Source organism: Fodinibius sp. AD559 (assembly GCF_052712805.1).
On record NZ_JBQPVW010000002.1, the window covers coordinates 163454 to 176228 of the forward strand.

General features: G+C 45.6%; 12 protein-coding genes and 1 pseudogene. 7 read left to right on the forward strand and 6 right to left on the reverse strand.

The window, feature by feature from the left end; all coding sequences use genetic code 11:
- Window positions 1-369: 369 nt before the first annotated feature.
- The 3 genes from ACQ4LT_RS03815 to ACQ4LT_RS03825 form a co-directional block, all read right to left on the reverse strand.
- Window positions 370-585 (reverse strand): GDCCVxC domain-containing (seleno)protein, encoded by a 216-nt coding sequence (locus ACQ4LT_RS03815; protein WP_445664692.1) that lies wholly within the window; start codon window positions 583-585, stop codon window positions 370-372.
- On the reverse strand, window positions 582-1043 hold the full coding sequence (locus tag ACQ4LT_RS03820) for a MerR family transcriptional regulator (RefSeq protein ID WP_445664693.1): 462 nt from the start codon (window positions 1041-1043) through the stop codon (window positions 582-584). The genes ACQ4LT_RS03815 and ACQ4LT_RS03820 overlap by 4 nt, the downstream gene beginning before the upstream one ends.
- Window positions 1044-1122: 79 nt before the next feature.
- Window positions 1123-1269 (reverse strand): hypothetical protein, encoded by a 147-nt coding sequence (locus ACQ4LT_RS03825; RefSeq protein ID WP_445664694.1) that lies wholly within the window; start codon window positions 1267-1269, stop codon window positions 1123-1125.
- A 152-nt stretch (window positions 1270-1421) separates the two neighbouring features.
- Here ACQ4LT_RS03825 and ACQ4LT_RS03830 point away from each other — a divergent pair, with 152 nt between their 5' ends.
- The 7 genes and pseudogenes from ACQ4LT_RS03830 to ACQ4LT_RS03860 form a co-directional block, all read left to right on the forward strand.
- The gene (locus tag ACQ4LT_RS03830; RefSeq protein WP_445664695.1) at window positions 1422-1853 is read left to right on the forward strand and encodes a hypothetical protein; all 432 of its coding nucleotides are present in this window, start codon (window positions 1422-1424) and stop codon (window positions 1851-1853) included.
- Window positions 1854-1911: 58 nt separating this feature from the next.
- On the forward strand, window positions 1912-3150 hold the full coding sequence (locus ACQ4LT_RS03835) for a TolC family protein (RefSeq protein WP_445664696.1): 1239 nt from the start codon (window positions 1912-1914) through the stop codon (window positions 3148-3150).
- A 5-nt stretch (window positions 3151-3155) separates the two neighbouring features.
- The gene (locus ACQ4LT_RS03840; RefSeq protein WP_445664697.1) at window positions 3156-3722 is read left to right on the forward strand and encodes a hypothetical protein; all 567 of its coding nucleotides are present in this window, start codon (window positions 3156-3158) and stop codon (window positions 3720-3722) included.
- Window positions 3723-3945: 223 nt separating this feature from the next.
- Complete coding sequence (locus ACQ4LT_RS03845; RefSeq protein ID WP_445664698.1) at window positions 3946-5613, forward strand: efflux RND transporter periplasmic adaptor subunit; 1668 nt, start codon at window positions 3946-3948, stop codon at window positions 5611-5613.
- A 253-nt stretch (window positions 5614-5866) separates the two neighbouring features.
- Window positions 5867-8965 (forward strand): efflux RND transporter permease subunit, encoded by a 3099-nt coding sequence (locus ACQ4LT_RS03850; RefSeq protein ID WP_445664699.1) that lies wholly within the window; start codon window positions 5867-5869, stop codon window positions 8963-8965.
- A 141-nt stretch (window positions 8966-9106) separates the two neighbouring features.
- Window positions 9107-9463 carry a DUF3147 family protein gene (locus tag ACQ4LT_RS03855; protein ID WP_445664700.1) on the forward strand — a complete coding sequence of 119 codons (357 nt, stop codon included), beginning with the start codon at window positions 9107-9109 and terminating at the stop codon, window positions 9461-9463.
- Between the two features lie 200 nt (window positions 9464-9663).
- Window positions 9664-9854, forward strand: a pseudogene (locus ACQ4LT_RS03860) (efflux RND transporter permease subunit); the annotation flags it as partial.
- A gap of 91 nt (window positions 9855-9945) precedes the next feature.
- On the opposite strand, the gene ACQ4LT_RS03865 reads toward ACQ4LT_RS03860, so the two are convergent.
- The 3 genes from ACQ4LT_RS03865 to ACQ4LT_RS03875 are packed head-to-tail and all read right to left on the reverse strand — an operon-like array spanning window position 9946 to window position 12729.
- Window positions 9946-10398: a nuclear transport factor 2 family protein gene (locus ACQ4LT_RS03865; protein WP_445664701.1), complete on the reverse strand. Its 453-nt coding sequence runs from the start codon at window positions 10396-10398 to the stop codon at window positions 9946-9948.
- A gap of 33 nt (window positions 10399-10431) precedes the next feature.
- Window positions 10432-11502 (reverse strand): DUF2231 domain-containing protein, encoded by a 1071-nt coding sequence (locus ACQ4LT_RS03870; RefSeq protein ID WP_445664702.1) that lies wholly within the window; start codon window positions 11500-11502, stop codon window positions 10432-10434.
- An 18-nt stretch (window positions 11503-11520) separates the two neighbouring features.
- Window positions 11521-12729, reverse strand: a complete 1209-nt coding sequence (locus ACQ4LT_RS03875) for a permease (RefSeq protein ID WP_445664703.1) — start codon at window positions 12727-12729, stop codon at window positions 11521-11523.
- Window positions 12730-12775 lie beyond the last annotated feature (46 nt).

The window sequence follows — 12775 nt, forward strand, 5'->3', positions numbered from 1 at the left end:
GCTGCACTTCTTTTTTAATCCTCTCTTACTGTTTACCATATTATAAGTGTTCCTTGTCCTTCGGATCTGACGTGAATAGAGTTTTTTCATGCACGTAGGCCAGTCCTAATAATTAGATGAACAAATACTAACTTCAAGATATTGTATTTGTATAAATAGCTATAATTATTGATTACCAGAGCTGTTCTGGACTCATTGGAGCATTTATCTCTGTTCTTTTTCTGCTTTTTGGGTTTTCGGTAAACAGAGTTATCCGTTCCGTTTTTTTTCGTATTTTAAGGACTCGCGTAGAGCTTAAAGAAAAGAAGGACTAATCAGCTATAGTTGGTTAGTTTTTTCATTTTGTGATAGCTTGCTTCCGACTGATTGTTAGTGATTTTCTTTTTGAACCGGCGGGCAGGGACTACTTCCATACGAACAAAAAACGCAGCAATCCCTTTGTTTCGGTTTTAATACCTCTCCGCAATTTGGGCATTCCCAAAAATATTGGCAGGAGTCCGCTGGCATTTCTTCTGTGGATTGATGATCACATTTCGGGCAGGTGATTGTTGACTGAAGGATTACTTGGTGGTTAGTGTTACTCATTGTCGTAGTTCTCGGCCGGTTTTATTTTCTCCTTCCAGCGCTTTCAGTATTGGACAATCAGCAATAGGGCGTCCTTCTGAACAGGAATCAATGAGATCAACAAGGGTGTCTTGTATTTGACTGAGGTCCTTAATTTTTTGGGTAACGTCCTGATATTTTTGCCGGGCCTCTTCCTTGATTTCTGAACAGGAAGTTTCCTTATCTAGGCGTAGTTCTAATAATTCTTTGATTTCACTGAGGGTAAAACCAAGCTCTTGTGCCCGCTTGATGAATTTGATTTGATCGATATGCCGCTGGGTGAAGATACGGTAGCCCGACCGCCTTCGATCAGGTGTGGGAATAAGCTCTCTTTCCTCGTAGTAGCGGACGGTCTCTTTGTTTACATCCGCACGTTTAGCTACTTCTCCTATTTTATAGGTGGTGATTCCGTCATATTTTTCATCCATATTTTTAATCATATATGTCACCTATTTGTCACAAATCGAATGGTTAAATATTGTGAGCATTCAGGGTAGAACCCCTGGATGCTCATTAGCCTTATTTTTTCTTCACCATAGTTTTACCGCAGCAACAGGTCGGGTTTTGCGTTCCCGAGCAATTGCTGGGTGCACCTTTGGTTACGGTGATTTCGCATCCGCAACTTTTATCGGGACACTGATAAACTTCTCCTTTTTGTAGGGGCATAACAACTGTTGGTTTAAATTAAGAGTCCAATTCACCTGTAATATAAGGCCTGTACCATGGTCGAGAGTCAAGTAATAACTTCATTATATATATTATAATATCGATCTTCATATAAGTTTTGGTATAAACAAACCATATAAGTATCATTTTACGTGTTTAATAATAGTATACATAATGGCAGTGGATTTTTGGCCTACCTAATTGTGGTGGGAAGCCTTTTCTGTATTGTTTTTGGGCAGGGGCTTCATATTCATTCAATTTCCCTGCATTTTGAGGATCATGTTGATGTCCATGCTCATGTTCACGCACATGAAAGCACAGAAGAAGATTCTGAAGGAAGTGGTGGGACCGATGGGCATCAACATGAAGTAAGTACCTCAGATATTATTGGTACACTAACTACTTCAACACCTATTGAAATAGATGTACAGGCTGCAACGTATATTTTCGTAGCGCCTGTTATCCATACTATTGAAAATAATATAGGTGCTACTCCTACACTCTTCGACTTACCGCCACCGAGGCCGGTAGCCAATCAATATCATCTCTTCTCTTTTTCCCTCCGTGGCCCTCCTATAGCCTGATTTACCTTTATTAGGAATTTCTTTACTAACTGTATACTCAAATTACTATTTGATTATCATGTCCAAATATCTTCATTGGACTTTTGTGCTAATACTATTTCCAGCACTGGTTCATGCACAATCAACTTCTATCTCACTTGATGAAACCGTAGAGCTTTTTAAGCAGAATAGCCTCCAGCAAGAGTTGGCAAGATATAAGCAGCTGCGCAAGCAGGGAGAAGTGGTACAGTACAAATCGTATCCCAATCCGGAAGTCAGTATTAACCGGGAACAGCTCAATGCCGGAACCATCGATTACCAGGAAACAACCTACATGTTGTCTCAGCCTATTGAGCTGTTGGGGCAGCCCTTTCTGCGCAACCGGAGTGCTTCCAAATCACGGGAAGCAGCCGATCTTGAGTTTGAATATGACCGGTTGCAATTGGTGACGCAGGTAAAATCGCTATACGTCGCATACTGGCAGCTGTCGGAGAAACTGGACGTCTATAACCATGCGCTGGAAATTATTCAGAAGGCGCGGGAATCAGCGATGACGCGACAAGAGGAGGGTACATTTTCTGGATTGCAGGTACAGCGATTTAATGTAGAACTTAGCCGATACAGAAAACAGCGCGACGAGGTTAAGCTGAATCTGCAACAAACTGAGAACCGGTTAGCCAGCTATATTTTTGCCAATGGGGATTCGGAAACTGAAATTCAACCCTCAGATAGCCTAACGGTAACTCCTATTGCTCTGCAAGAGGAAACTCTTATTCAGTACGCTTTCGAAAATCGTAAAGACTTGAAAGCCTTGAAGCAACGATCGGATGCTTCAAAGCTACGGCATAAAGTAGAAAAGCGGGATCGTCTGCCCGATCTGAATGTAAATATCGGGTATAAAGAACAATCAGATGGAGCAGAAGGATTTGTTATCGGTGGCTCTATCAAGGTACCAATCTTTAGTCAGAATCGCGGAAATGTGATAGTGGCAAAAGCCCAAAGCCACTCCCGAGAAACTGAGCTAACACTTAAACGACAAGAGGTACGCAATCAAGTGGAAACGGCCTACAGTCGTGTTCAGCTTGTTATGGACCAATGGCAATCCATGCAAGAAAACAGGGTTCAAATATCTATGCTGGAAGCGGCACGTGCTGCTTACCAAGAGGGGCGGTACTCCCTTGTTGAGCTGCTCGATGCCACCCAGGCTTACGTAGACGGGCAGACGATGATCTATAAAACTATTAGCGATTACAACCAAGCACTTTTTAAACTGAACTTGCAATCTGCAGGACGAATTTTTAACGCCCAAAATAACTAATTACCATGAAACGCTTACTTCTTATTCTATCAATCGCAGCAGGATTAACTATAACTGGATGTGGCTCGGATGATTCAGAACACAGCCATGGCGAAGGGAGTGACCATAGCCACGAAACCGAACAGCATGCCCAAGATGGGGTGAATACAGATCACCAGCATGAAGCTGAGGAAGAACCTGAACACTCTGAGAATGAAGAGGACCATTCCCACTCCGGTGAAAAGGCACATACGCATGAAGGAGAAGAGTCCGACATGATGTTGCGACTCGATGAAACCTACGATGAAGTCCGAAAGGGCGTCCGCCTGACCTTGTCTTATAGCAGTGAATCCAGCTCTTTTAGTGGCACGTTAGAAAATAGCACTCAAGATGCGTTGCCACCGGTATCAGTTGGAGTTGAATTGTCAAACGGAACGGAACTTGGCCCCACCACCCCAGTTGATCTTGATCCTGGAGAAAGCCAGTCCATTGAATTGGATGCAGCCGGTGAGGCATTCGACAGCTGGAGTGCCTACTCCGAAATGGGAAAAGACGGACATAGCCATGGTGAAGATGGCGATCATGAACACTAATGAAATGCATGTTTCTGGCAAAATAACACAAGATACGGATATGGGCACCATAAGCCCCCCGTAGGGCTTGCTTTACGAAACCTTGCGTGTAGTATCGGTGCCGAGAGTAACGAGGCGGGGTGGGCTCCAAAGCTGATAATTTAGTATGATAACCAAAAATATTGTTGACATCACACCATGGGCCGGTGAAAAGCATAAATCTAACTTCAAATATCGAAGACCAATGAAACGCTTAATCATACTCTTATTAATAACCACCGGGCTTTTGATTGTCGGGTGCAGTTCCGGCGATGAAAGCCACAGCCATGGCGAGGGAGCCGACCATAGCCATCAGCAGCCGGCCGAGCAAACCCAACAAGAACATACACACGAAGATGGTGAAGACCAGCATCAACACGGTCAGGAAACCACTTCGCAAAGTAGCAGTTCTCAGCGTGAGGGCAGTGGAGCGGTGACCCAATGGACCAACGAAACCGAACTCTTTATGGAGTATCCGGAAATCATCGTCGGCCGGGAAGCCACTTTTGCAGTTCATCTGACCCGACTTTCTGATTTCAGCCCTATTGCCAACTCTGAGGTGTACTTTACGTTCCGCTCGGAGAACGGCACTGAGATATCGAGAAGGGAAACGGAGGTGCAGACGGCTGGTATTTACGGTCCTGATATTACGTTCCAGCAGGCCGGTCGTTATGATCTAACCATCGAAATTTACGGGATGGTTAACGATACAATTCAAGTTACTGATATTCCGGTCTATAATTCGGTTGATGAGATTCCTCAAACCCACGCCGAGGAAGATCCCAACCTGATTACATTTTTAAAAGAACAGCAGTGGGATATTCCGTTTGGTACGCAGGAAGTACAACGAAGAACACTTACTCAAACGGTAGATGCCACCGGCGAAATCATGGCCGCACAAAATAGTCAGGCGGTTGTTTCTGCTCCTTTTTCTGGCATTATCCTTTCCAGCCAAAATGGGAACTTGCCAGTCGTAGGCGAGCAACTGCAAAAAGGCGCCTCACTGGCGGTGTTGAATCCGGCCATTCAATCAGGGGAAGGCGACAATTATGCCCAGCAATTCATCAATGCACAATCGGAGCTGGAACTGGCCAAATCTGATTTAGAACGCTCCAAGCGTCTCTATGAAAAGGAAGCAATCCCGCAGAGAGAGCTCCAGAAAGCCCGTATTGCGTATCGTCAGGCGTTGACGCGATACCAAACGATCAGTGAGGTTATTCAAATTGATACTGCAAACATTGATGGCTACGGGGATTCCTCGCAATTGTATCGTTTTGAATTGAAAGCTCCTATTAATGGCACAATCGTTGAATCATATATTACGCCCGGTATGCAGGTCAAGTCCGGTCAGCCGCTGTACCGTATGGCGGATGCCTCCAAGGTGTGGCTCAAGGCGAATGTTCCTGCATCCCAGCAAAGCCGTATTGCTAATGCCGGCCAGGCAGCTTTTCGGGTGCAGGGCGATGACCGTCTATATAAAGTTAGTGAGTTGGGCGGACGTTTAATCAGCCGGACCAACAGCGTCGATCCACAGAGTCGGACATTGTCCTTGATTTATGAGCTTGATAATACCCAAAATGGACTTCCATTGGGGATATTTTCTACGGTGCATATTAATACCGATACCAAAGAGAATGTGTTGACGATCCCGCAGTCGGCATTAATTGAAGAAGAAGGGAACTATAATGTGTATGTGCATGTCTCCGGGGAATCCTTCAGAAAGCAACGGGTTACGACAGGTATTGAACATCGCGGATGGGTGGAGATCACCTCCGGGCTGGATGGTGGAGAGCATGTGGTAACTGAGAATGCTTACCAGGTGAAACTGGCTTCGCTTTCCTCGGAAGCTCCTGCTCACGGACACACTCACTAACCCGGCTTTCTTACTAATATTTTTATAATAAATGATGTGACTTTTATTGTCTATTAAGCTGATTTCAAGCGTATGAGACTTCGAAAAAAAATCCCTGTTTTTTTGCTGCGAAATTTGTCCTTCAGCTACGTTGAAGCTAAAAAAGGCTTGCTCAATGTACCCATGTATATTTCCGCCGCTATTTTATCTTCGCCTTGCTGACAAACAAATTTCTTGATAAGAAAACTGGGTTAATCCAAAAGAATATACTGATATGTTAGATGCAATTATTAAAGGATCGCTGAAAAACCGGCTTTTTGTGATCATCGGTTCTCTGGCTTTGCTTATCGCCGGAATCTATGTAGTCATCAAAATGCCCGTGGACGTGTTCCCCGATTTGACGGCTCCTACTGTTACGGTGATGACCGAAGCCCATGGGATGGCCCCGGAGGAAGTGGAACAGCTGGTAACCCTACCGATTGAAACAGCTACCAACGGTGCCAGTGGCGTGCGGCGGGTGCGGTCGGCTACCTCAAAAGGATTTTCTATTGTCTGGGTGGAATTTGAATGGGGTACCGATATCTACAAAGCTCGTCAAATCGTTAACGAAAAACTCTCGTTGGTAAGCAGTCGCTTGCCGGAAGAGGTGCCTCCACCGGTGATGGCGCCTATTTCCTCTATTATGGGTGAAATTATGCTGGTGAGTGTAGAGAGTGACCAACATTCGGAACTGGAGATACGGACTGCTTCTGACTGGGAGATCCGACGACGTCTGCTTGCTATTAACGGTGTGGCACAAGTAGTTCCTATTGGCGGCGGACTAAAGCAGTACCAGGTCCGCGTCGATCCGGATAAACTAAAAGCCTACGACGTAACTTTGGACCAGGTGACCGAGACGGTTGAGACTTCAAACAAAAACTTTTCGGGAGGCTTTTTCCAAGAATATAGTCAGCAATATACCATCCGTGGTATTGGTCGGACCCATTCACTGGAAGATATCAAGCAATCAGTGGTGACTGAACGCAATAATCAATCGATTACTGTGGGCGATATAGCCGAAGTAAAAATTGACGCTGCCCAAAAGATAGGTGATGCTTCTGTTAATGTGGATCAAGCTGTGATTATCTCCATCAAGAAACAACCGGATACCAACACCCTTGAGCTAACGAAACGCGTGGATGAGGCACTGGCCCAAATTGAGCAAAATCTGCCCGAGGGGTTTACAATTAACACCCATATTTTTCGGCAGGCAGACTTTATCAACCTCGCTATTGAAAATGTGATTGAAGCGCTGCGGGATGGAGCTATTTTGGTTGTGATTATTTTGCTTCTTTTTCTGGCTAATATCCGTACCACGATGATCTCCCTAACGGCCATACCGCTGGCGTTGATTACATCCGTATTTGTACTCGATTTCTTCGATATAACCATTAATACGATGACGCTTGGGGGAATGGCCATTGCTATTGGGGTGATCGTGGATGATGCGATCATCGATGTGGAAAACGTGTTCAGGCGGCTTCGGGAGAACGCCAAGCTTCCGGAGTCGGAACAAAAATCAGCCATGCAGGTGGTCTTTGAGGGATCCAAAGAGATACGAACCTCCATCATTAATGCCACGCTGATTATCATGATTGTCTTTATTCCACTTTTCTTTTTAAGTGGGCTGCAGGGCCGCATGCTGAAACCCCTGGGACTGTCCTATATCGTATCTATCGGTGCCTCCCTGGTTATCGCCATGACCGTAACTCCGGTGCTGTGTTACTACTTGTTGCCGGGCCAAGCGGCAAAAGGCAAGCTCGAAGAAAGCTGGTTTACTAAGAAACTTAAATCCGGTTACGATCGTGTGCTGGATAGCGTTCTTCGTTATAAGAAAAGCGTGCTGACCGGCACCTTGGTTTTGTTTTTGGGTACGCTGCTTGTAGTGCCGTACCTGGGAAGTTCTTTTCTGCCGGAATTTAATGAAGGCACGCTGGTCATCAGCGCGGTTACTATCCCCGGTACCGGGCTTGATGAATCCAATGAAATAGGACAGCGAATCGAAAAGATATTGCTGGATCACCCGGCCGTCACCAGTACGGCACGACGGACGGGCCGAGCGGAACTTTCCGAGCATGCGCAGGGTGTTAACGCCTCGGAAATTAATGTTGATTTGGATATCCCTGAGAACAGGACCAAGGAGGAAGTTCTCGAAGAACTGCGTTCTGATTTGAGCGTAGTTTCCGGGACCAATATCACGATCGGTCAGCCACTTGGCCACCGCATTGACCACATGCTCTCGGGAACGCGTGCTAATATTGCTGTAAAGATCTTCGGCTCCGACCTGTACCGGCTGCGAACGTTGGCTGAGGAGGTACGTGGGCAAATGGAAGATGTGGATGGTGTGGTTGATCTTGCCGTGGAGCAGCAGCAGAACGTACCGCAAATTCAGATTCGACCCGACCGCAGTGCACTGGCGCGATATGGAATGACTATAGGTGATCTGTCTGAAAAGATAGATGTGGCTTTTGCCGGTGAAACGGTCTCGCAAATTATCGAAGGGGACCGTCTGTTTGACCTGATGGTTCGCTATGATGAGGAGCATCGCGGTAGCATTAAGACCCTGAAAAATGCTGAATTTACCCTCGAGGATGGAACAGTCGTTCCGCTTTCGGAGCTGGGCAGTATAAAATCGCGCAGTGGTCCCAACACCATTAGCCGCGAAAATGTGCAGCGTAAAATTGTGGTTTCGGCCAACGTGGCAGGGCGCGACCTACGCAGTACCGTGAATGCTATCAGTGCTAACATATCTGAGAATATAAACTTTCCACAAGGGTACTTTGTGGAATATGGCGGACAGTTTGAAAGTCAGGCGCAGGCGACACGTACTATATCGCTGCTTAGTATCGTGGCCATTTTGCTCATTTATTTGCTATTGTATTTGGAGTTCAGCTCCCTAAAAACAGCTTTGCTGGTGATGATGAACCTTCCCTTTGCCCTTATCGGCGGCATTGTTATCGTATGGTTCACCAGCGGCATTGTATCCATTGCTTCCCTGGTTGGGTTTATTACCCTATTCGGCATTGCTACCCGAAATGGGATTCTAATGGTTTCCCACTACCAGTACTTGCGATGGGAGGAAGACAAATCTTTTATGCAGGCCATCCGCCAGGGTGCCATGGAGCGACTCAATCCGATCTTGATGACCGCACTCACCGCTGGACTTGCGCTTATCCCGCTTGCGCTGGCCGCCGGTGAACCCGGAAACGAAATACAATCGCCGATGGCGCAAGTAATTCTGGGTGGGTTGATTAGCTCTACGTTGCTTAACATGATAGTAATTCCAGCATTGCTCGCACAGTTTGAGAAAAATGATTCTGTAGCGTTGTCCTAAACGTGTTACCTACAGGAATCGGGGAAGCTAACCACGATGTCATACAATCATGATACTCCCCGAGGCTGTTACTGCTTGACCGCAGTAACAGCCTTTTTATTATCTTGTATAACAACACCTATACTGTAAAAGACTAAAATTATGAAATTCCTCATTCTAAAATACGCGGTAACGGCCTTTATCATTGTCTTGGTTTCAGAAGTAGCGAAGAGAACCGATCGGTTGGGAGCGCTCCTGGCTTCTCTTCCCTTTGTTACAATTATGGTAATGATCTGGCTCTATATCGAAGGTCAGGGAGACGAGAGAATCAGCAATCACGCCTTTTATACCTTCTGGTATGTTATTCCTACGCTGCCGATGTTTCTGGCCATGCCGATGTTATTAAAGAATGGTATAAACTTTTGGTGGTCGCTTTCCATTTGTGTAGGTATTACCATTGTTTGCTTTATTATTACGGCGTTCATTGCGAAAAATTTTGGTGTGACACTCCTTCCATAGTATTTGGTCATGTCTCTTGTGTTGCCATCTTTGCTTCGCATAGGTTGGTCATTTTGGATAAGTCTGGCAACTTCGGCAGAGGGCACCGCAGTGGTATAATCACGATTGCATCATTGGTTGTTCGGTATCGCCACCCGAAACGGTGTTCTGATGGTCTCCTATTAGGAAAAAGACAAGGATTTTATAGAAGCCGCAAATAAGGGGCAATGGAGCGGATGAATCCAATTTTAATGACGGCTCTTACAGCTGGATTGGCTCTCATACCCCTTGCCTTGGCAGTCGGAGAACCTGGCAATGGCCGCTGGCACAAGTTGTTATTGGTGGTCTGATTAGTTCTACACTGTTAACCTTAGTGGTGATTCCAGCACTTTTAACTCAATTTGAAAAATAACGAATAAGAACGTAAGCCAAATTGCAATAATATTTGTGAAGGAACTATCTTATCCGACCAAATAATACATGGAAGATATGTGAACTAACGATCAGCTTCGACTGGTAGAGGACCAGTGCAGTGCGGTAATTTTCCAATTGCCATCTGCTTTTTGAAGGACAGCCAGTTCCAGGCTGTTGAGATCCAACTTTCTATCACTGTACGTACCCCAAGTGTGTGTTTGCGTTGATACCCAAGCTGTATTGCCTTTGATTGTAACAGTTCGGGAATCAACTTCTCGATTCATGGCCCTAAGGAATTTTCCATCTGAATGGAAATGATGAGACAGGTATTGTTCCTTTATTTCAATATTCCCACCTTCAAGAATTCGAGCGGAATCAGACAACAGATCTTCTGCTTTGGACACGTTGTTTTCCACAATGGTCTGATGAAATGAATTAAGTGTATCTATTACGGCTTTTTCTTGTGAGGCCTGCTGCCCGTAAGAAAGGGTGGTTCCCAGCAACACGAGTAATGCTGTTAAAAATGGTTTCCAAATATTCATAGCAATAATAATATGGATTAAGTTTTTATGGAATTAATTGAGTTCTGTTAAAGAAATGCTATCGATAAATATAATTCCGTTTCCATCGATCTTAAGCCCCACACTTCCAGCTTCTGGGGCAGCTCCATGACCGTGAACGGCCATCTCTTTGTTGATGTAGGCCCGGAAGTGCGTACCATTTCCAACGGTGCGGATAAACAGCATACCGGAGGATGAGTAGGGTTCTTCAGCAAAGACTTCTCTTTCTCCATTGCTAACCCGTCCCTGGGATATGGTGCCGTCAGAAGATAAGGTCACAAAGTCATAGTTTTGGCCATCCTGCACGTGGTTGACGAGTGAAACCTGTCCATTGAACTCAGACAAATCCAAGTAGTAATCGACCTGTACATTTTGAACAGTACGTTCTTCCACAAAGAAGTTGGATGTTGAATCCACGGTAAGCTTTAGCAGATAGTTATCTTCATTTTGGATAATTACAGGCTGCAGGTCTTGGACGGATCCCTCCAGCCAGCGAAAACGAGAAAGTAGTGTACTTACGTCATTGGGACCGATCTCCCACGACCAGTTGCCGCTGTCGGTGACCTCGAACGTAGTATTAGCCTCCGTAGAAAGGCTATCGCCGGGAGTCGTCGTTTTTTCTTGTTGAAGCAGTTGTCCCGTTCCCGCTCCATACCCAAATACCAGTTCAGCTCCGTGGTCACCGGTTTCATATAATAGGAAGACCCCGGGCAGGGCAAGAATGAATACTGCTACTTTGATGCTTTTTCGATCAAATGTTTTATACCAGTGGAGACCCATTCGCAGGACAACGTATCCTATAAAAAACCAGACGGTCCAGAGGGCCCAGCCGGAATGACTATTTAACACGTTTTGTGCCTCCGATGGCAGAAAAACGCTGTCGGCCGCCCAGGTTCCGGAGTAGTAGGCTGCAATAGCTGAAATCGCTCCAATTCCATATAACAGGGTAGATTTAAGATCGTCCCACCAATCGTCTGGCAGAAAGAAGTTTAGCAGGTCCATCAATACTGCCAGCAGCAGAATGGCGATGGGAAAATGAACAAGAATCGGATGAATGTTGGGAGCCCATTCGGGAATCAGTTCCATAGACAGAGGTTCTTTAGTTTAGAATAGTTGGGTGAAAACGAATGCCGATAACCCCAGAACATTAATAATAATAAATATGGTAACAGCAATGTTCTTAATCTTGCCACCACTTTCCATATCCATCATTTTCATCTCGTGGGTTTGCATGTACTTCTTATGCAACCATATCAGTGCTCCGGCGATCCAGACGAAGACCAGATTCATCCAGAAGGTGTAGTCGATTTTAAACTGCGTGATCTCCGATACGACCCGCCGGCTTTCCGGGATAATGTCCAGAAATGAGAATATACCGTTCAGGATCAAAGCCGTGAGAACAATACTGACAAACATTATCCCAGCAATATATAATGCCACACGCCATCCGTAGTATTTGGCGTTAATATGTACCAGCGGTGGTACCATTAAATCAGAGTAAATGAAGCCCATGATTCCGGCAAAGAGCACGCCATTTTGATTGAGAACCGTAGCCAGGGGAATATTACCCATAGAGCCAATAAAGGCAGCGGCTGCTACAAAAGGAGCCACAAGGGCATTCTCCAGGGTCACCAGCCAGCCGGGCAGGTGCTGAGCATCAGCAAGGAAAAGGGTGGTCCAGAATGACTCAGGAACCAGTACGGCCACAAATCCGGCGATAGTAAATCCAATCAGGATATCTTCCCAGGCCATTTTCCAGTCATTGACGAATTTATGTCCAACCAGCTGCCAACCTTCTTTACTTTTGATGCGTTTTTTCCAATCAAAATCTTCCGTCAGGCCATCGTCTTCCTGTTCTACTTTTTGGCGGGCCGCTTGCAGCCAGCTTTCCGGATAGGTCCATTTGATGAGCAGGCTGCTAATGGCAATGAGCACGAGTCCGCCAACAAGTTCAGCGGCAAGGAATTGCCATCCTAAAAAGATTAGAATGAGAATACCGAGTTCAATCACCAGGTTGGTAGAGGCGAACATAAAAGCTACCGCTGCGATAAAATGGGCTCCTTTTTTGACCAGGGAACGAGCCGCTGCCAGTGCAGCAAACGAGCAAGAAGAGGAAGCAGCGCCAAAGAAAGTGGAAAGAGAAATACTTTTAACATCAGCCTCACCCATATATTTAGTGAGCTCTTTTTTGGGGACAAAGGCCTGAATCATTCCGCTGACAAAATAGCCAAGTATAAATGCCCAGCCGGACTTCCAGAAAAACCCGAGTGTTGTTTTTGCTGATTCACCAAAAGATTGGAAAAAGGTTTCCATTTCGAGTTAGTAGTATGATTTTAAGATTGTGAATTCTAAATGGTGG